16 protein-coding genes and 1 pseudogene are annotated in these 19,518 nt (G+C 73.2%); 8 read left to right on the top strand and 9 right to left on the bottom strand.

What is annotated here, in order from left to right:
• Positions 1-2: 2 nt before the first annotated feature.
• A complete protein-coding gene (locus AC1VWI_RS04745; RefSeq protein WP_499509643.1) occupies positions 3-410 on the bottom strand; it encodes a nuclear transport factor 2 family protein in 408 nt (135 codons plus the stop codon).
• 232 nt (positions 411-642) lie between these two features.
• On the opposite strand from AC1VWI_RS04745, the gene AC1VWI_RS04740 reads away from it, so the two are divergent.
• Both AC1VWI_RS04740 and AC1VWI_RS04735 read left to right on the top strand, forming a co-directional pair.
• Positions 643-1,365 (top strand): DUF6082 family protein, encoded by a 723-nt coding sequence (locus AC1VWI_RS04740; protein ID WP_499509642.1) that lies wholly within the window; start codon positions 643-645, stop codon positions 1,363-1,365.
• 88 nt (positions 1,366-1,453) lie between these two features.
• A complete protein-coding gene (locus tag AC1VWI_RS04735; RefSeq protein WP_499509641.1) occupies positions 1,454-1,807 on the top strand; it encodes a VOC family protein in 354 nt (117 codons plus the stop codon).
• A gap of 12 nt (positions 1,808-1,819) precedes the next feature.
• Here AC1VWI_RS04735 and AC1VWI_RS04730 read toward each other — a convergent pair whose 3' ends face one another.
• The 5 genes from AC1VWI_RS04730 to AC1VWI_RS04710 form a co-directional block, all read right to left on the bottom strand.
• Positions 1,820-2,026 carry a hypothetical protein gene (locus tag AC1VWI_RS04730; RefSeq protein WP_499509640.1) on the bottom strand — a complete coding sequence of 69 codons (207 nt, stop codon included), beginning with the start codon at positions 2,024-2,026 and terminating at the stop codon, positions 1,820-1,822.
• Positions 2,026-2,622 (bottom strand): YceI family protein, encoded by a 597-nt coding sequence (locus tag AC1VWI_RS04725; RefSeq protein ID WP_499509639.1) that lies wholly within the window; start codon positions 2,620-2,622, stop codon positions 2,026-2,028. Before AC1VWI_RS04725 ends, AC1VWI_RS04730 begins: the two co-directional genes overlap by 1 nt.
• A 79-nt stretch (positions 2,623-2,701) precedes the next feature.
• A complete protein-coding gene (locus AC1VWI_RS04720; protein WP_499509638.1) occupies positions 2,702-3,451 on the bottom strand; it encodes an SDR family oxidoreductase in 750 nt (249 codons plus the stop codon).
• 166 nt (positions 3,452-3,617) lie between these two features.
• The gene (locus tag AC1VWI_RS04715; protein WP_499509637.1) at positions 3,618-5,318 is read right to left on the bottom strand and encodes an L-aspartate oxidase; all 1,701 of its coding nucleotides are present in this window, start codon (positions 5,316-5,318) and stop codon (positions 3,618-3,620) included.
• A gap of 188 nt (positions 5,319-5,506) precedes the next feature.
• Positions 5,507-6,751 (bottom strand): NAD(P)/FAD-dependent oxidoreductase, encoded by a 1,245-nt coding sequence (locus AC1VWI_RS04710; RefSeq protein WP_499509636.1) that lies wholly within the window; start codon positions 6,749-6,751, stop codon positions 5,507-5,509.
• A gap of 209 nt (positions 6,752-6,960) precedes the next feature.
• On the opposite strand from AC1VWI_RS04710, the pseudogene fdxA reads away from it, so the two are divergent.
• The 4 genes and pseudogenes from fdxA to AC1VWI_RS04690 all read left to right on the top strand — a co-directional run.
• A pseudogene (gene fdxA, locus AC1VWI_RS04705) lies at positions 6,961-7,272 on the top strand (ferredoxin); the annotation flags it as partial.
• 163 nt (positions 7,273-7,435) lie between these two features.
• Complete coding sequence (locus AC1VWI_RS04700) at positions 7,436-7,918, top strand: GNAT family N-acetyltransferase (protein WP_499509635.1); 483 nt, start codon at positions 7,436-7,438, stop codon at positions 7,916-7,918.
• Between the two features lie 138 nt (positions 7,919-8,056).
• Positions 8,057-10,510, top strand: coding sequence for a SpoIIE family protein phosphatase (locus AC1VWI_RS04695; protein ID WP_499509634.1), 2,454 nt, complete (start codon positions 8,057-8,059; stop codon positions 10,508-10,510).
• Between the two features lie 27 nt (positions 10,511-10,537).
• Positions 10,538-11,269 carry a DNA alkylation repair protein gene (locus AC1VWI_RS04690; RefSeq protein ID WP_499509633.1) on the top strand — a complete coding sequence of 244 codons (732 nt, stop codon included), beginning with the start codon at positions 10,538-10,540 and terminating at the stop codon, positions 11,267-11,269.
• Positions 11,270-11,303: 34 nt separating this feature from the next.
• Here AC1VWI_RS04690 and AC1VWI_RS04685 read toward each other — a convergent pair whose 3' ends face one another.
• Both AC1VWI_RS04685 and AC1VWI_RS04680 read right to left on the bottom strand, forming a co-directional pair.
• Complete coding sequence (locus tag AC1VWI_RS04685; protein WP_499516721.1) at positions 11,304-11,936, bottom strand: response regulator; 633 nt, start codon at positions 11,934-11,936, stop codon at positions 11,304-11,306.
• Positions 11,936-13,225, bottom strand: a complete 1,290-nt coding sequence (locus tag AC1VWI_RS04680; protein WP_499509632.1) for a sensor histidine kinase — start codon at positions 13,223-13,225, stop codon at positions 11,936-11,938. Before AC1VWI_RS04680 ends, AC1VWI_RS04685 begins: the two co-directional genes overlap by 1 nt.
• Positions 13,226-13,437: 212 nt before the next feature.
• On the opposite strand from AC1VWI_RS04680, the gene AC1VWI_RS04675 reads away from it, so the two are divergent.
• Positions 13,438-14,175: an ABC transporter ATP-binding protein gene (locus AC1VWI_RS04675; protein ID WP_499509631.1), complete on the top strand. Its 738-nt coding sequence runs from the start codon at positions 13,438-13,440 to the stop codon at positions 14,173-14,175.
• The gene (locus tag AC1VWI_RS04670) at positions 14,169-16,622 is read left to right on the top strand and encodes an ABC transporter permease (protein ID WP_499509630.1); all 2,454 of its coding nucleotides are present in this window, start codon (positions 14,169-14,171) and stop codon (positions 16,620-16,622) included. Before AC1VWI_RS04675 ends, AC1VWI_RS04670 begins: the two co-directional genes overlap by 7 nt.
• A 102-nt stretch (positions 16,623-16,724) precedes the next feature.
• Here AC1VWI_RS04670 and aceE read toward each other — a convergent pair whose 3' ends face one another.
• Positions 16,725-19,412, bottom strand: a complete 2,688-nt coding sequence (aceE, locus tag AC1VWI_RS04665) for a pyruvate dehydrogenase (acetyl-transferring), homodimeric type (protein ID WP_499509629.1) — start codon at positions 19,410-19,412, stop codon at positions 16,725-16,727.
• Positions 19,413-19,518 lie beyond the last annotated feature (106 nt).

The raw sequence follows: 19,518 nt of genomic DNA, 5'->3' as shown, positions 1-19,518 counted from the left end.
CGTCAGCCGCCCCACGCGTCTGCGGACCTGCTCGAATCGAAGAAGCGGTCCCTCGCGCACCGGATCTTGCCGTCCTCGAGATAGACGGCTGACACGATGTCGTGCGCCTCCAGGGAATGTCCCTCCCCATCCAGGAGTTCGTCGGTCCGGCGCACGGAAACGACGTCCCCGTCGGCCTGGATGTGACGTACATCCATGCGGAAGCCGCTCGCGCGGAAGGTCTCCAGGGCACGGCGCAGGTCGTCGAGGAGGGCGTCCAGGCCGTCCACGGGATGGTCGTTGAAGATGACGGACTGCCAGTTGACGTCGGGATGGAGGAACCGGTGACAGGCGGCCACGGCATCGTCATAGGTGGGTCCGAATTCCGCGCAGAAATTCCGGACCGTATCCACGGGCGATACTCGGCTCATGTCCAGCATTCCTTCGTGATCGGAGTCCTCCGGCGCGCCGAGTGTTTCAGAAAAGCGTCGGCCGGCTCCACGAGCCGGTCCCTCCCAACTGGTAGGCGCAGCCTCCTACAAGCGGGGTCACACCCCGGCCCCCGGGCCGGCACGGCACAATCGGCCCGTGGCAACCGGGAGGGCCCGGCTTGGGGGAGGGTGCGCTGTGATGGTTCGTCAACGTCCGGTGGGAAGGGGCTCGTTGGCCCGACGTGTCACCGGGCTTCTGGGGCTGCTGGCGGCCGCGGCGGTCGTGCTGGCGGCGGTCCTGCTGTCCCCGTTCGTGCTGGAGGGGATCTCCGGTTCGCGGGGCGTGGACTGGGACCGGCTGGGCCAGGTCGGTGCCGCCTACGGCTTCACGTCGGCGATCGTCTCGGCACTCGCGCTGGCCGGTGTCGCGGTGTCGCTGATCGTCCAGAACCGGCAGGCCAGGGCCGAGCAGATCCAGGGGATCCGCGGCTACTACCTGGAGCTGGCCCGGCTGGAGCTCGACGACATGGCACTGTTCCAGCCCGTCTGGGGTGCGACGGACATCGCCGATCCGGACGGGCAGAGACGGCACGTCTACGCCGACCTGATGATGAACTACGCGTGGATGGGCTACGAGATCGGGACGATCCCCGAGGGCCTGCTGCGGGACATGCTGGCCGGGATGTTCACCGGGGAAGCGGGGCGCGACTACTGGAGCAGGGCCCGCGCCTCGTGGATCGCCCGCTCGTCCGGGAGCCGTGCGGGCCGTCGTTTCCTGGGCGTCGTCGGCGAGGAACTCGCCCGGGCCGTCGCCGCCGGCCCCCCGGCGCGCACCCCGCGGGTGCCCGGCGCCCCTGCGCCCCGGGGACCGCGCCGGCGGTGGGCCGTGTCCGGCACCCTGATCGGCCTGGGTACCGGTCTGGCCCTGGGAGCGGTCCTGCGGGGCCGACGCTGAAGGCCGTCCCCGGGTGCCGCCCCGGGCGCCCGTCGGGCGATGGTGTGGTGCCGCGCATCCTGATCGCCGTCCTGGCAGGATGGGCGGCATGGAACGTGTGCTGGGAATCGGTGGGTACTTCATGCGGGCGGCCGACCCCGCGGCTCTGAACGCGTGGTACCGGGACTGCCTGGGCCTGGACGCCGACGAGCACGGCCTGTGGCGTCAGGAGGCGGGGCCGACGGTGTTCGCGACCTTCGAGTCCGGGACCGACTACTTCGGGTCCCGCACCCAGCAGACCATGCTCAACTTCCGGGTCCGCGACCTGGACGCCATGCTCGCGCAACTGCGCGCCAAGGGCGCCGACGTGGCCGAGGAGACGCAGGACATGGACGGCGTCGGCCGGTTCGGCTGGGTCACCGATCCCGAGGGCAACCGCATCGAGCTGTGGCAGCCCGCCTGACCGCAGGACTCCTCAGTGGTCGTCGCCCGCGGCCTGGTCGGGGAGGAGACCGGAGCCGCGGAGGCCGCTCAGAGCCTCGGCGACGGTGGTCATGCGATCGGCGACGTCCGCGAGTTCGCGGCGCAGTTCGATGACGCGCCGCTCCAGCGCCACGGCCTGGGCGGCGAGTGCCGCGGCGGTCGCCGAAGTGTCGGGGTGGTGGTCGGCGGATCGGGTCATCACAGGGCCTCCGGGCCGAGTTGCAGCGCTGAGACGCTGAGTTCGAGCCGCGCCTTGTCGCTGAGCAGCACGCCTCCGGTCTCCAGGGGGACGTTCCAGTTGAGGCCCCAGTCCGAACGGCGGAGGACGGCCGAGCCCTCGAAGCCGACCCGTCGCTGCCCGTCGGTGTCGCGGGCGGTGCCGCCGTAGTCGAGGTCGATGTGCAGCGGCAGTTCGACGTCCTTGATCCTGAGGTTCCCCGTCATACGGAAGCGGTCCTCGTCCAGGGGGACGACCGCGGTGGAGCGGAAGACCATGAGGGGGAACGTCGCCGAGTCCAGGAAGTCGGGGCCGGTGATGTGGGAGTCCCGCGCCCGGACGCCGGTGTCCAGGCTGCCGGTCTGCACGCTCACGTGGGCCTCCGAACGGGCCGGATGGCGCGCGTCGAGCCGGAGGAACCCCTCGAACGCGGAGAATCTGCCGCGTACGTTGGCGACCATGGCGTGCCGGACGGAGAAGCCGACCGCGCTGTGGACCGGGTCGATGACGTACGCACCGGACAGTTCCTCCTGCGGACGGGAGCCGGGGACGGTGGTTTCCGCGCAATTCCTGGGCATGGCGGGTCGACCTCTTCGTACGGGTGGGTCGGGGACGGCTGCGGTGGCCCCCACCGGGGGCAGGGGCCACCCGCGGGGGTCACCGCTGCTGCTGGGCGAACCAGTCGGCGAAGCGGGTCGCGGCGAGCTGCGCGCCGGCGCCGGGGACGAGCGAGTCGTCCTGCAGCACGGACCCGTAGTACGGGGCCTGCGGGTCCGCGACGACCTTGCGGGGGTCGTTCTGGGCGGTGAGCACGTCACGGACCAGCTCGTCGAACCGGAACACGTCCGGGCCGGCGATCTCCACCATGCCGCCCAGGGGCGTGCCGGCCGCGGTGCGGGCGACGGCCGTGGCCACGTCGTCGGAGTAGATGGGCTGGAACTTCACGGGCGCGATGCGCACCGTGTCGCCCTCGGTCCCCGCGTCCGCGATGCCGTTCACGAACTCGAAGAACTGCGTGGCGTGGACGATGGAGTAAGGCATGCCCGACGCCTTGATCAGCTCCTCCTGGGCCAGCTTGGCGCGGAAGTAGCCGTTGTCCGGGAGCCGGTCGGTGCCGACGATGGAGAGAGCGACGTGGTGGACGACACCCGCCTTGGCGTTCGCCTCCATGAGGTTGCCGGTGCAGGTGCGGAAGAAGTTCATCACGGCGTCGTCCTCCCACGAGGGCGAGTTGGAGACGTCGACCACGACCTGCGCGCCCTGCAGCACCTCGGCGAGACCCTCGCCGGTCAGGGTGTTGACGCCGGTGTTGGGGGAGGCCGCGACGGCCTCGTGCCCGTGCTCGTTGAGCTTGCTGACGACCTTCGAGCCGATCAGCCCGGTTCCGCCGATGACTACGACCTTCATGATGGAGTCCTCTCGGATGTTCTCGTGCGTGACGCGCAAGGGGCGGTGGGGCGCCCCACCGGCACCGGCCGGTGTCTCTTCGCTGGGAAGACCGGGCAGCGGAGCCGTTTGTGACAGGGGCCCGATGTGGCGGGCCCCCGGATCCCTCACAGGACGCGAGCGGTCCTCACTCGACGAGCTTGCCTTCGGTGGAGACCTCCTGCATCAGGGCGGTGATCTCCTCGGGGATGTCCGGGATGCTCTCCCGGGTGACGCCGGTCCTGGGGGACCAGACGAGGTTGACCCGCAGCGCCGGATCCTGCGCCGGGTAGTCGCTGCGGTTGTGGCAGCCGCGGGTCTCACGCCGCTCCAGCGCCGATTCCAGCGTGGCGCGCGCGGCCAGGGCCGCCGACTTGAGGTCGAAGGCGTGCGCGAGGTCCTGGAAGCCGGCGATGTCGGGGTGGACACCGACGGACTCCATCCGCTGCTCGATGAGGTCGAGTTCCGCCAGACCGGCCCGCAGGCCCTCCTCGTCGCGCACCACGCCCGCGTGTTCGGTCATGGTGTTGCGGATGGCGCGCTGCAGGGCGCGGACGTTCTCCGGTCCGTCCGCCGCCACCAGGTCGTCGACCTCGGCGCGGGCCTGCGCCACCGCCGCCGCCGACCGCGGCTGCGAGGTCAGTCCCAGCGAGTAGGCGGCGGCCGCCTGACCCGTGATGCGACCGAAGACCAGCAGCTCGATGAGGCTGTTGCCGCCCAGGCGGTTCGCGCCGTGCAGGCCGCTGGACGCCTCGCCGATGGCGTACAGGCCGCGGACATCGGTGCTGTGGTCCTCGGGCCGCACCCAGACGCCGCCCATCGAGTAGTGCGCGGTGGGCGCGATCTCGATGGGGTCGCGGGTGATGTCCAGCATCTGCAGGTCCAGCAGCGTCTGGTAGACCCGGGGGAGCCGGTTCATGATGGTCTGGCGCGGCAGGTGGGAGACGTCCAGCCACACGGCTCCCTTGGGGGTGCCGCGGCCCTCCTTGATCTCCGTGTAGGAGGCGAGGGCGACGCGGTCGCGGGTGGACAGCTCCATCCGCTCGGGGTCGTAGCGGCTCATGAACCGCTCCCCGAGCGCGTTGCGCAGGATGCCGCCCTCACCGCGGGCGGCCTCGCTGACGAGCGTGCCGGCCGCGTTCTCCGGCTCGATGATGCCGGAGGGGTGGAACTGGACGAGCTCGGCGTCGCGCAGCCGCGCGCCGGCCTCCACGGCCAGACGGAACGAGTCACCGGTGTTCTCGTCGCGCCGGGAGGAGGTGCGCCGCCAGATCCGGGTGTGTCCGCCGGCCGCGAGGATGACGGCGTCGGCGTGGATGAGGTAGCGCGTGCCGTCGGTGAGGTCGAAGCCGTACGCGCCGAACACGGCGCCGTCGTGTTCGAGGATGCGGGTGATGTAGACGCCGTCGAGCACCGGGATGTCGAGCTGCTCGGCCCGCCGCACGAGCGTGCGCTGGATCTCCAGGCCGGTGTAGTCCCCGGCGAAGGCGGTGCGGCGGTACTTGTGCGCGCCGAAGAAGCGCTGCGAGATCCGGCCGTCCTCCTCCCTGGCGAAGGCCATGCCGTACCGCTCCAGGTCGTCGATGCCCAGGGCCGCACCCTGGGTGACGATCTCCACGGTGCGGGGGTCGGCCAGCAGGTAGCTCTCCTTGAGCGTGTCCGCGGCGTGCTGCTGCCAGCTGTCCTCGGGGTCCATCGTGGCGAGCGCTGCGTTGATGCCTCCGGCCGCCAGGGCCGTGTGGGCGTCGTCCTTGGGCCGCTTGCCGACCGCGAGGACGTCGACACCGGCCTCCGCCAGTTCGATCGCCGCTCGCAGTCCTGCTCCTCCGGTACCGATCACCAGCACCATGGTGGAAATGTGTCGTTCAGTGAGGGCCACGGTCTGCTCCGATCGACTTGGTTGTCACCAAATACGACCGGGCGGTCAGGCCATCTGTGACAGCGGTCCCCGCCCGCCGGGCACCGCGTGGCGGGGCGTCCGGAAGGGCGTGGGACGACCGGGGCGCCCGGCCGTCCCACGCCCACGGGGCCGGATCGTCAGGCGACGACGCGGTCCAGGGGCACGTCCGGGTCGGCCAGGCGCGCGTCGTCGACCGCGGCGCGCGAGGTGATCAGGTCGCGGACCGGCTCGACGACGTCCCACACGTTGACGTTCATGCCGGCCAGGATGCGGTTCCCCGACATCCAGAAGGCGATGAACTCCCGTGCCGCCCGGTCCCCGCGGAAGACGACGCGGTCGTAGCCGCCGGGCTCCACGTAGCCGGTGTACTCCATGCCCAGGTCGTACTGGTCGGTGTAGAAGTACGGCAGCCGGTCGTAGACGGCGTCCTTGCCGAGCATGGCCTGCGCGGCGGTGGCCGGCTGGTTGAGCGCGTTGGCCCAGTGCTCGACGCGGATGTGGCGGTCGAGGAACGGGTGGTGGGCGTTGGCGACGTCGCCCGCGGCGAAGACGTCCGGTGACGAGGTCCGCAGGTGCGCGTCGGTGACGACGCCGTTGCGCACCTCCAGCCCGGCCGCCTCGGCGAGCTGGACGTTGGGGGTGATGCCGACGCCGACGACCACCGCGTCCGCGGGGAGGCGGGTGCCGTCGGCGAGCTGCACCCCGTCGGCGCGGCCGCCGGTGCCGGTGATGCGCTCCACCGTCACGCCGTGGCGCAGCACGACGCCGTGGTCGGTGTGCAGGCCCGCGAAGACCTCGGCGGCCTCGCGCCCCAGGACCCTGAGCAGCGGCAGCTCCTCGTGCTCCAGCACCGTCACCTCCGCCCCGGCCTGCTTGGCGGCGGCGGCGGTCTCCAGGCCGATCCACCCGGCGCCGATGACGACGATCCGCGCGCCCGCGGTGAACGCCTCCTTGAGCCGCTCGCTGTCGCCCACACGGCGCAGGTAGAGCACGTTGTCCAGGTCCGCCCCGGGGACGGACAGGCGGCGCGGGGTCGAACCGGTGGCCAGGAGCAGCTTCGTCCAGGGCAAGCGGCGCCCGCCGTCGAGCTCCACCTCCTTGGCGCCGGCGTCGAGGCCGGTCACCGTCGTACCGAGCATCAGGTCGACGTCGTGCTTGTCGTACCACTCGTCGGGATGCACGTAGATCGAATCGCGCGTCTCCTTGCCGAGCAGATAGCCCTTCGAGAGCGGCGGGCGGACGTAGGGCTTTTCCCGTTCGTCGCCGATGAGGACGAGCCGGCCGTCGTAGCCGTTCTCCCGCAGAGCCTCCGCCGCCTTGCCCGCGGCCAGACCGCCTCCGACGATCACGAAAGTGTTCTCAGGGGACACAATGCACCTCATCTCGGATGTCGCATGCTGCGAACCATGTACGGAGAGTCAACCACCAGACCGCTCGGCACCCCGTCGTGTGACACAGCCGGTCGTGTCGCCCGGCCTCCGGGCGGGCGCCTTGTCACGACGTCAGGGGTGTCCCGGTCATACAGCTGATCGAAGGACGCCCGGGGCAGCCGGCCCACCGGTCCGTCCCCGCAGCGACCGAGGAGCAGAAGGTGGCCTACGTCATCGCGCAGCCCTGCGTCGACGTCAAGGACCGGGCCTGCGTCGCCGAGTGTCCGGTGGACTGCATTTACGAGGGCGGCAGGACGCTCTACATCAACCCCGTCGAGTGCGTGGACTGCCGTGCGTGCGAGCCCGTGTGCCCGGTCGAGGCGATCTTCCGCGAGGACGACCTCCCGGAGGAATGGGCACGCTACAGGGAGGTCAACGCCGAGTACTTCCTGCCCACTTCGGGCTCCGGCGGGCACGGCAGGGCGCTGGTCGGCGACGGGGACCACGCCTTCGTGGCCCGGTTGCCGCCGCAGCGGTCCCGCAAGAAGGACATCGCCCTCTTCGCCATCGGCAAGGAGGAGGCCGAGGAGGCCGACCTGTGGTTCCCGTCGTGACGGCCCCGGGAGGCGAGGGCCGGTGATCCCCTTCGCTCGCGGCCGGCTGCGGAACGCAAGGCCCGCGCGGCAGGGGCCCCACGTGGTCGAAGTCGGCCCCCAGGACCTCGAACGCACCGTGGCCATGCACCTCAGGTGCTCGGCACGCACCCTGTGGAGCCGGTACCACCGCGCGATGGGCGATCCCCGTTCCTACCTGCGCACCCTGCTGTCCAGGCCCGGGGCCGTGCACCTGGCCGTGCAGCAGCCGGCCGGCGACATCGTGGCCGTGGGCCACCTGATGCCGGACCGCGGGAACGCGGAGGCGGCGCTGCTCGTCGAGGACGCGTGGCAGAACAGCGGGCTCGGCAGCCGTCTGCTGCGCGACCTCGGGCACCGTGCCGTCGGCGCCGGGTGGAAGGAGGTCTACGGCCTCGTCCTGCCCGGCGACGAGAAGATCCCCGCGATCCTGTCGCACACCTCCGTCCGCATCCACACCCTGCACGAGGAGGGCGTGACGACCCTCTGGGCGGAGACCGGTGACATAGCCGCCGCGGAGGCGTCCACCGACGCCGGCGCGCGGTGACCCGGCGCCGTGGACGGCGCCGGGGGAGTGCCGGATGCGGGGCCGTCTGTCACAGATCCGGATGCTGTCCGGTCATCACCCCGGAAGACGCAAATCGGGCATTCCGCCCACCCCTGCCTGCCTGAGGACGAGACTTCGATGACCTGCACGGACGCGGTGACACTCGGTAAGCATGTGAACACGCCCGGGATATCCGACTCGGCGTTCGCGCTCTTCGACGAGCGGGGAACGGTCGTCGCGTGGACGCCGGCCGCCGAGCGCCTGGTCGGATACGCCGCCGGAGCCGTGGTCGGCCTGCCCGCCGCGCTGGTGCTGCCGTCCTTCGGGGAGACCCCGTCGATGTCGGACTTCGTCAAGCAGTGCCGTGCCGAGAACGGCTGGCCGGGCACGACGGCGGTGTCCCACCAGGACGGGCGCACGATCGACGTCACCCTGCGGATGACGATGCTGCAGGGCCGGAACGGCACGACACGCTGGCTCGCGACCCTGACCGACACCGGCGTGCTGTCCGGAGACGCGCTGAGCGGATCGGTGTGGGGGCCGCTCCTCGCGCGCGCGCCCATCGGGGTCGTCATCCGCGATCCGCAGCTGCGGTGCGTCTTCGTCAACGACGTCATGGAGGACCACGACGGCATCCCCCGCGACGAGCGACTCGGACGACGGTTCGTCGACGTGCTGGCCGGCGCCAAGGCGGGCGCGCTCGAGGCCGTGATGCGGCAGGTCCTGAAGAGCGGCACCACCAAGGTGCACGAGTACCGGACCTGGCTGCCGGTGAGCAAGGGCCGGGAGCACCCGTTCGCGGCGTCGTTCCACTGCCTGCAGGGCGCCGACGGCGAATCGCTGGGGGTCTGCGTCATCAGTGCCGACGTGGTCGAGAGCCGGCTCGCGCGCGAGCGCCTCGCCGCCGTCGGCGAGGCCAGTACGCGTCTGGGCAGCACCCTGGACGTGATGCAGACCAGCCAGGAACTGGCCGAGCTCGCCGTACCGCTGCTGGCGGACTACGTCGCCGTGGACCTGGAGCAGTCCGTACCGTTCAGCGAGGGACCGCCGGTGCGCATCGACCCGACGGGCCAACGCCTCCCCGCTCTGCGACGCGCGGGTCTGGCCTCGGTCCACCAGGCGGTTCCGGACTCCGCGTGGGTGCGCGGCGAGCCGGTCACCGTGCCGCCCGGCTCACCGTTCGCCCACGTCCTGAGCACGGGCAGGTCCTACCTGGAGCCGATCCTGGACACCGCTCCCGGCATGTGGATCGACAAGGACCCGGCCCTGGCCGCGAGGATCCGCGAGAACGGGGTCCACTCGCTGATGGTCGTCCCGATCCGCGCCCGGCGTGCCCTGCTGGGCGTGGCGCTGTTCATCCGCACCGCGGACCCGGAGCCGTTCCAGGACGTCGACCTGCTGCTGGCCGAGGAACTCGTCGGGCGTGCCGCACTGGCACTGGACAACGCACGCCAGTACGCACGCGAGCACACCGCGGCCCTCACCCTCCAGCGCAACCTGCTCCCGCGCCGGCTGAGGGGCGGCATGGCCGTCGACGCGGCATCGCGCTACCTGCCCGCCGACATGGACCACGGGGTGGGCGGCGACTGGTTCGACGTCATCCCGCTGTCCGGCGCCCGGGTCGCCCTCGTCGTCGGTGACGTGGTCGGCCACGGTCTGCACGCCGCCGCGACCATGGGCACGCTCCGCGCCGCCGTCCGCACGCTGGCCGACATGGAACTGCCCCCCGCCGAACTGCTGACCCGCCTCGACGACACGGTCCAGAGACTCGTCGAGGAGGACACCGACCCCGTGGACCAGACACCCGCCGTCGTGGGCGCCACCTGCCTGTACGCCGTCTACGACCCGGCCACCCGGGTGTGCACCATGGCCAGGGCCGGGCACCCCCCGCCCGCCATCGTCGACCACGAGGGCAGGGTCACCTTCCCCGACCTCCCCACCGGAGCGCCCCTGGGCATCGGCCTCGGGGACCCCTTCGAGGCCGTGGAGCTGGAACTGCCCGAGGGAAGCCTGATCGCCCTCTACACCGACGGCCTGATCGAGAGCCGCGGCGGCGACATCGAGGAAGGGATGGACCGCCTGGGCGCCGCCCTCGGGGAACCGGGCCGGTCCCTGGAGGAGCTCTGCACCCGCGCGACGGAGTCCCTCCCCGCGCAGGTACCGTGCGACGACGTCACCCTGCTCCTGGTCAGGACCCGGTCGCTCAACTCGGCCCACATCGCCTCCTGGACGCTGCCCGCCGACGAGACCGCCGTCTGCCGCGCCAGGAAGCTGGCCGTCGGCCAGCTGACCGCCTGGGGCCTGGTCGGGCTCGAGCACTCCACGAAGCTCCTCGTGAGCGAGCTGGTCACCAACGCCGTGCGCCACGGCACCGGCCCGATCGGCCTGCGCCTGATCCGGCACCAGGCGCTGACCTGCGAGGTGTCCGACACCGACGTCTGCGCCCCGCGCCTGCGCAGCGTGGACTCCATGGACGAGAGCGGCCGCGGCCTCTTCCTGGTCGCCCAGATGTCCCGTCGCTGGGGATCCCGCTCAGCGGTGAACGGCAAGGTCGTCTGGGCCGAACTGGACGTGGCCGCCTCGGCCGCGTAGGGACCGGCCGCCGCGACCAGCGGCCGCATGTGGCACCGTCGTAGGCCGAACCCCGCTCGCGAGGGACAGGAGACCGATGTGGCGCAGACGACGCCGGCCGAGGTGATGACCGAGCTGGCCGCGCTCGAGGACCCCAAGACCCGCGCGGTGAACGAGAGGCACGGCGACGACCACGGTGTGAACCTCGGCAAGCTGCGCGCCCTCGCGAAGCGGCTGAAGACGCAGCACGAACTCGCCTGCGCGCTCTGGGAGACGGACGACACCGCGGCGCGACTGCTGGCGATCCTGATCTGCCGCCCCAAGGCGTTCGGGCGCGGCGAGCTGGACGTCATGCTGCGCGAGGCGCGCGCGCCCAAGGTGCACGACTGGCTCGTGAACTACGTGGTGAAGAGGAACCCGCACGCCGAAGAGCTGCGCGTGGCCTGGCCGGCCGACCCGGATCCCGTGGTGGCGAGCGCCGGATGGGCGCTGACCACCGAACGCGTGGCGAAGAAGCCCGACGGCCTCGACCTCCCGGGGCTGCTCGACGTCATCGAGGCGGACATGAAGGACGCCCCGGACCGCCTGCAGTGGGCGATGAACCACTGCCTGGCCCAGATCGGGATCGAGCACCCCGAGCACCGGGCCCGCGCCGTCGGCATCGGCGAGCGCCTGGAGGTGCTCAAGGACTACCCGACCTCCCCGGGGTGCACGTCCCCGTTCGCGCCCGTCTGGATCACCGAGATGGTGCGCCGGCAGGGCGATGCGGCGGTGGGCTGACCCGCCGAGCCACCGGTGCGGGGCTTCCCGTGGATCAGGCCCGCAGGTAGGCCAGGACGGCCAGGACGCGGCGGTGGGTCTCGTCGGCCGGGGGGAGGTCGAGCTTGGTCAGGATGCTGCCGATGTGCTTGCCCACGGCCGCCTCGGAGACGAACAGGTGGCGCGCGATCGCGCCGTTCGACCTGCCCTCCGCGACCAGCGCCAGCACTTCCCGCTCACGCGGGGTGAGCCGCTCCAGCGGATCGCGCCGGCGGCGCAGCAACTGCCGTACGACCTCGGGGTCGACGACCGTGCCGCCCGCGGCGACCTCGCACAGCGCCTCGACGAACTCCTCGACCTGGCCGACCCGGTCCTTCAGCAGGTATCCGAGGCCCGTCCCGTCGCCGGAGTCCAGCAACTCGGCGGCGTAGGCGCGCTGCACGTACTGGCTGAGGACGAGGACGGGCAGGGTGGGCCGCTCCTGCCGCAACAGCACCGCGGCCCGCAGGCCCTCGTCCTGGAATCCGGGCGGCATGCGGACGTCCGTCACCACCACGTCGGGGGAGTGCTCGTCGACGGCCGCGACCAGCGCGCCGGCGTCGCCCACGGCGGCCACCACCTCGTGCCCGCAGCGGTCGAGGAGGCCGGTCAGGCCGTCCCGCAGCAGGACGCTGTCCTCGGCCAGCACTACGCGGAGCGCTCGGTCCACTCGCAAGGGATCTCCACACGCAGCAGGGTCGGTCCGCCCCGGGGGCTGGACAGGGAGATTCTGCCATCCAGGACGGACACCCGGTCGGCGAGCCCGGTCAGCCCGCTGCCCGCAGCGGGCTCGGCGCCGCCCCGGCCGTCGTCGCGCACCTGGAGGAAGAGCCGCCCGTCGCGGTGCCCGCCGCTCACCTCGGCGCGGTCGGCGGCGCTGTGCCGGGCGACGTTGGCGAGGGCCTCGCGGACCACGAAGTACGCGGCGGCCTCGACCGCCCGGGGCAGCCGTCCGGGCAGTTCCACGTCGACGTCGACGGGGACGGCGGAGCGGTCGGCGGCGTCTGCGACGGCCGCCGCCAGGCCGAAGTCGGCCAGGACCCGGGGGTGGATGCCGTGGATGAGCTCACGCAGTTCCTCCAGGGCCCTGCCCGCCTCGTCGTGGGCCGTGGCGATGCGGTCGGCCAGGGGGCCGGGCGGTGCGTCCAGGCGGGCCAGCCCCAGGGCCATGGACAGGGCGACGAGGCGTTGCTGCGCCCCGTCGTGGAGGTCCCGTTCGATCCTGCGCCGCTCCGCCTCGAAGGCGTCCACCAGGCGCACGCGGGAGCGGGTCAGTTCGACGATCCGGGCGCCCAGGTCCCGCTCGCGCGGGGCGACGAGGAGCCGGGCGAGGCCGGCCCTGGCGCCCGCGGCGGCGCCCAGGACGTAGCCGCCGAGCGCGAGCAGCAGCAGCCCCAGGACGGCTGTGCCCCACGCCGCGGGCCACGTGGTGACGCTCCACTGCTTGAGCACCTTCGCCTCGTGCCCCTCCCCGGCGGTGGCCATCAGCACCGGAGTCGCGACCAGGGAGGCCGGCACCGCCAGCGCGACGGTGACGAGGAGGGCGTCCACCGGCCACAGCAGACCCGCGAACAGCAGGGCGTAGCCGAGCTCCCGCCAGGTCGCCCGCTCCCGCAGCCGGGTGGTCAGCCAGGCCCACAACCCTCCCTCGGCGGGCGGCACATGGGGTCCCGGCGCGGGATCACGGTCGACCAGGCGCAGCCGGCCCCGCTCCAGCACGGCGACGGGGAGGCCCGCGAGCGCGGTGAGCACGAGCAACGGCAGGCCCACCAGCACGACCGCGAGGGCGGCCCCGGCGGCCGCCGCGGTCACGATCCCCACGAGGGTGACGGCGCCCGCGACCACCCCGGTCAGCAGGTACGCCAGCGAGCGCCACGGCCACGCGGACAGCAGGAACCCCGGTCCGGACATCGCCTGCCACACATTCCTGGGTTGCATGCGGATCACCGTAGGACCCGGGCGCGGGCCCGGACCATCGGGCCGGCGTGAGGACCGGGGGTATGCCTGGCCCTACCCCGGCTCTCGCCCCTGCCGCACTGCGCCGGACCCGCCCCACGGGATTTCGTGGAGCCGTCCGGGAGGCGCCGCGTCCCGGAGCACTCCGCCCCGCCGGGCGCGGCGGAGAACCGGCACCGAACGAGTGGGGACAGATGAACGACGACGCCATCCGATTGCGCTCCGTCACCAGGCGGCACGGCTGCGGCGACAACGCCGTGACGGCCCTCGACGAGGTCTCCCTCGCCTTTCCCAGGGGGTCCTTCACCGCCGTCATGGGGCCCTCCGGCTCGGGCAAGTCGACCCTCCTGCAGTGCGCCGCGGGCCTGGACCGGCCCACGTCGGGGTCGGTCCTCCTCGGCGACACCGACCTCAGCGGGCTCGGTGAGAGGCAGTTGACCCTGCTGCGCCGTGAACGCATCGGGTTCGTCTTCCAGGCGTTCAACCTGCTGCCCTCGCTGACCGCCGAGCAGAACGCCGCGCTGCCGCTGCGCCTGGCCGGCCGCCGGCCCTCCCGGGCGCGGGTGCGTGACGTGCTGCGGCAGGTCGGGCTCGGCGACCGCGCCGGGCACCGGCCGTCGGAGCTGTCGGGCGGGCAGCAGCAACGCGTCGCCCTGGCCCGTGCGTTGATCACCCGTCCCGAGGTGCTGTTCGGCGACGAACCGACCGGGGCCCTGGACTCGCGGACCAGCCGCGAGGTGCTGACCCTGCTGCGCGGCATGGCCGACCACGAGGGCCAGACCGTCGTGATGGTCACCCACGACCCGGTGGCCGCCTCCTACGCCGACCGCGTCGTGTTCCTCGTCGACGGCCGCGTCAACGGCGAACTGGCCGCGGCGGGTGCCGACGCCATCGCCGCGCGCATGACCGGGCTGGAGGCCGTGCCGTGCTGAGCCTCGCCCTGCACACCCTGCGCACCCGCTGGGTCACCTTCACCGGCAGCTTCGTCGCGCTGTCGCTGGGGGTCGCGCTGCTGGCCGTGATGGGACTGGTCCTCGCCGCCTCCCAGGACGCGCCCGAACGGGGGCCGGAACGCTTCGCCGCGGCGCCGGTCGTGGTCCGTGGTCAGGACACCCTGCGCGTGCCCACGCCGAGGGGCGAGCGGACGCAGCCGCTCGCGCAGCCGCGTGCCGTACCCGCCGCGACCCTCACCGGGCTGCGGCGGCTCGGCACGGTCGTCGAGGACCGGTCCTTCCCCGTACGGGCCGAGGACGGCCCCGGCGACCTCGTGGGACACCCCTGGTCCACCGCGGCGTTCGCCCCGTACCGGCTCACTGCGGGACGTGCGCCCCGCGCCGCCGACGAGGTCGTCGTGACCGGCGGCTGGGCCACGCCGGGCGCACGGGTGCGCACCGACCGGGGCACCGTCCGCGTCGTGGGCACCGTGCCCGGCCGCGGGTTCGAACACGCCGTGTTCTACACCGACGCGCGCGCCGCCCGACTGTGCCCCGTCAGCGTGCAGTTGGTGGCCGCCGCGGACGCCGCCGCGGTACGGGACGTCGTCCGCGGCAGCGGCGCCCGGGTCCTCACCGGGAACGGCCGCCGTCACGCCGACGCCGACCCCGGCCGGGACACCGAGGCGGTGACCGCGCTGAACGCCCTGTTCGGCACCGCCGGCGGCGTCACCGCCTTCGTGTCGGTGTTCGTCGTGGCGTCCACGTTCGCCTTCGCGGTCGCCCAGCGCCGCCGCGAGTTCGGGCTGCTGCGCACCGCGGGCGCCACGCCGGGCCGGCTCCGCCGCATGGTGCTGACCGAGTCCCTGCTGGTCGGCGTGCTCGCCTCGGCGGCGGGCTGCGCGCTCGGCGGGTACGCCGCGCCGTGGCTGGCCGCGGCGGTGGTCGACGGCGGACTGGCACCGGGCTGGTTCGCCATCGGCGACCACACCTGGCCGTATCACGCCGCGTTCTGGACGGGCCTGCTCGTCGCCCTCGGAGGGGCGGCCGCGGCCTCGTGGCGGGCCGGCCGCACCGGCCCGGCGCAGGCGCTGCGCGAGGCTTCCGTGGACACCGGGGCGATGACGTGGGGCCGGTGGCTGTCCGGCGGCGGGCTGCTGCTGACCGCCGTGGTGACCCTCTGCGTCACGCTGTACGGCGACCCCGGCGACCTGCTGCACCGCAAGACGTACGTGAGCCGGCCGATGCTGCTGATCACCGCGACCGCGCTGCTCGCACCCGTCGTGCTGCGCCCGCTGACCCGGCTGCTCGCCCGGGCCGCGGGCCTGCTGCCCGGCGCGGCCGGCATGCTGGTGGGCGAGAACGCCGCCGCCGGCGTGCGCCGTACCGCTGCGGTCGCCTCGCCCGTGCTGGTGATGGTCGCCCTCACGGGCTCGCTGCTCGGTGCCACCGCCACGCTCGGCCGTGCCGAGGCCGCCGAGGCGCGCGAGCGGACCACCGCCGCCTTCGTCCTCGTCGCACCGGACGGCGCGGGTTTCGGCCCCCGGACCCTGGAGCGTCTGCGCGACGTCCCCGGGACGCAGATGTCACCGACCGCGTCGAGCGCGGTGTACGTCCTGGAGGACGGCCCGGCGCTGATCAGGTCCGAGGCGCACGCCGCCGACCCCCGGGCCCTCGCCGCCACCAGCCGGCTGCCGCTCGTCGCGGGGAAGGTGAGCGACCTGGACGACGGGTCGATCGTCGTCAACGAGGAATGGGAACGGCACTCCGTCGGGCAGAGCGTCCGGGTCTGGCTCGGGAACGGCACCGGCAGGACGCTGCGCATCGCGGCGGTGATGGCCACCGGCACGGGCGGGAACGGCGTCTACGTCACCCCCGCCAACGCCCCCGGCGCTCCCGTCGACCGGGTGGACGTCGCCCTGGCCCACGGCGCCGACCCCGGCGCGGTGGCCGCCGCGCTGCGCGAGGCGGTGCAGCCGTCCGGCGGCCGGGTGCTCACCCGGGACGCGTGGCTCGCGGCCGGCCGGCCCGAGAACGACCGCACGACCCGGCTCGGCTTCCTGCTCGTCCTCGGGATCGCCCTGCTGTACACCGCCATCTCCCTGGTCAACACCATGGTGATGGCCACCTCCGACCGGGTCCGCGAGCTGGCCGTGCTGCGGCTGGCCGGGGCCACGCGGAGGCAGGTGCTGCGGCTGGTGGGCGCCGAGTCCCTGGTGGTCGTCGCGGTCGGTGCCCTGCTCGGCCTGGCCGTCGCCGCACTCAACCTCGCCGGGATGCGCTGCGCGTTGGCCCTGCTGTCGGTGGACAGCCCGATCGCACTTCCGTGGACGGCCCTCGGTGCGGCCGTCGGCGCGTGCGCGGTGCTCGCGGTCGCCGCCGCGACCGTCCCGGCCGCGCTGGCCGTGCGGGGCCCGGCGGCGGCACTCGCCGGGATGCGGGAGTGAACCCGCCGGGCCGCCGCCCGGCGCGGGGCGGCGGGCCTTCGGCGACGTTCACACCGAGGGCCCACCGGGGACACGGAGACCTCCGTGTCCCCGGTGGGCGCGTCAGGCCTGCCAGCCGTATCGGCCGCGGGCCTGCTCCACCGTCTGCGGGGTGACCGCTCCGGCGCGCGCCAACCGGTCCAGGGCGGCCACCACGATCGACCCGGCGTCCACCCGGAAGTAGCGGCGCGCCGCCTCCCGGGTGTCCGACAGGCCGAAGCCGTCCGTACCGAGGGAGGAGTAGTCCTGCTCGATCCACTGGCTGATCTGGTCGGGCACCTGCCGCATCCAGTCGCTGACCGCCAGGACGGGCCCGGGTGCCCCCGACAGCGCCGAGGTCACGTACGGGACGCGCTCCTCACCACCGATCCGCTGCCGGTCGGCGTCGAGCGCGTCGCGGCGCAGTTCCGTCCAGGAGGTCACCGACCAGACGTCCGCCTGCACCCCCCACTCGGACGCGAGGAGCTCCTGGGCCTCCAGCGCCCAGTGGATCGCCGTGCCGGAGGACAGCAGCTGGATCCGCGGCCCGGCGCCGGGGGACTGCGCCTGCCGGAAGCGGTAGATGCCCCGCAGGATCCCCTCCTCGACCGACGGCCCGTCGGGCATCGCAGGCTGCCGCTTCGACTCGTTGTAGACCGTCAGGTAGTAGAAGACGTCCTCGGGCCGGTCGCCGTACATCCGCCGCAGCCCCTCCCTGACGATCACGGCGATCTCGAAGGCGAACGCGGGGTCGTAGCTCACGGCGGCGGGGTTGGTGGACGCCAGCAGGTGCGAGTGCCCGTCGGCGTGCTGCAGGCCCTCGCCCGTCATCGTCGTACGCCCCGCGGTCGCGCCGACCACGAAGCCCCGCCCCAACTGGTCGGCCAGGGCCCAGAACTGGTCGCCCGTCCGCTGGAACCCGAACATCGCGTAGAAGATGTAGAACGGGATCATGGGCTCGCCGTGCGTGGCGTAGGCCGTCGCGGCGGCGGTGAACTCCGCCAGCGACCCGGCCTCGGTGATCCCCTCGTCGATCAGCTGCCCGTTCTCGGCCTCGCGGTAGTGCAGCAACTGGTCGGCGTCGACGGGCTCGTAGGTCTGGCCGTCGGGGGAGTAGATCCCGGCCGTCGGGAAGAGGGACTCCATGCCGAACGTCCGCGCCTCGTCGGGGATGATCGGCACCCAGCGCCGCCCCGTGTCGGGGTCGCGCATGAGGTCCTTGACCAGCCGCACGAGCGCCATGGTGGTGGCCACCTCCTGCTTGCCGAAGCCCTTGCGCAGGGCCTCGAAAGGCGCGGCCGGCGGCTGCTCCAGCGGCTTGGCGACCACCCTGCGCACCGGCGCGGGGCCGCCCAGGGCCGCCCGTCGCTCGCGCAGGTACCGCACCTCCTCGGAGTTCTCACCGGGGTGCCAGTACGGCACCAGGTCCCCGCTCAGCGCGCTGTCCGGGATGGGCAGCTCCAGCGTGTCGCGCATCCGGCGGAACTGCGCCATTGTCAGCTTCTTCATCTGGTGGTTGGCGTTGCGCGACTCGAAGTCCGAGCCCAGGGTGTGCCCCTTGACGGTCTGGGCGAGGACGACGGTCGGCGCGCCCCGGTGCTCCACGGCGGCGCGGTAGGCGGCGTACACCTTCAGGGGCTCGTGACCGCCCCGGGACTCGGTGAACAGCTCGGATATCCGTCCGTCGGTCAGGCCCGACGCGATGCGGGCCAGCGCGTCGCCGGTGAAGAAGTGCTCGCGTGCGTAGGCCGCGTCCCGCGCGGCGTACGTCTGCATCTGGGCGTCGGGCACCTCGCCGAGCCGCCGCACCAGGGCGCCCTCCGTGTCCTGCGCCAGCAGCGGGTCCCAGGCCTCGCCCCACAGGGACTTGACCACGTTCCAGCCCGCGCCGCGGAACCGGCCCTCGAGTTCCCGCACGATGCTGGAGTTGGACCGTACCGGGCCGTCCAGGCGCTGCAGGTTGCAGTTGACCACGAAGGTCAGGTTGTCGAGACCCTCGCGCGCGGCGAGCGCCAGCGCGGCCAGCGACTCGGGCTCGTCCACCTCGCCGTCCCCGAGGAACGCCCACACCCGCGACGCCGACGTGTCCTTGATGCCCCGGGCGTGGAGGTAGCGGTTGAACCTGGCCTGGTAGACGGCCGCGAGAGGGCCGAGACCCATGGAGACGGTGGGGAACTCCCACAGCCACGGCAGGCGCCGGGGGTGCGGGTAGGACGGCAGGCCGTGGCCGTCGGCCTCGCGGCGGTAGCCGTCCAGTTGCTCCTCGCGCAGCCGGCCCTCCAGGAACGCGCGGGCGTAGATGCCGGGTGACGCGTGCCCCTGCACGTACAGCTGGTCGCCCGAACCTCCCCCGTCCTTGCCCTTGAAGAAGTGCTGGAAGCCCACCTCGTAGAGCCAGGCCGCCGACGCGTACGTCGCGATGTGGCCCCCCAGGCCCAGGCGGGAGGCGCGGGTGACCATGGCCGCCGCGTTCCACCGGTTCAGCGCGGTGATCCGGGACTCCATGGCGAGGTCGCCGGGGAAGGCCGGCTGGGCCGCCGCGGGGATCGTGTTGACGGGTTCCGTGGACAGCAACCCGGGGACCGGCACCCCGGACGCCGCCGCGTACTCGTGGACGCGCCGCAGCAGGTAGGCGGCCCGGTCGGGCCCGGCGTGCCGGATGACGGCGTCGAGCGACGCGCGCCATTCCGCGGTCTCCTCGGCGTCGCGGTCGGGCAACCGGTCGAGCGGGCTGGTCGAGGGGGACTGCGCGGACTGCGCCGGATCACTCATGGCGGCCTTCCTGTCGGGACGAGGGGAGGGGAGGGCGGCGGCCGTGGAGGGGGACTCGCGGACGGCGGCCGCCGGAGAGGGGGCGGTGCGGGGCGTGCGCGGACGG

The sequence above is a fragment of the Streptomyces sp. TOM-9 genome, from assembly GCF_056858595.1.
The sequence above is the reverse complement of the archived record's forward strand: the minus strand, read 5'-3'. Positions and strand labels throughout refer to the sequence as shown.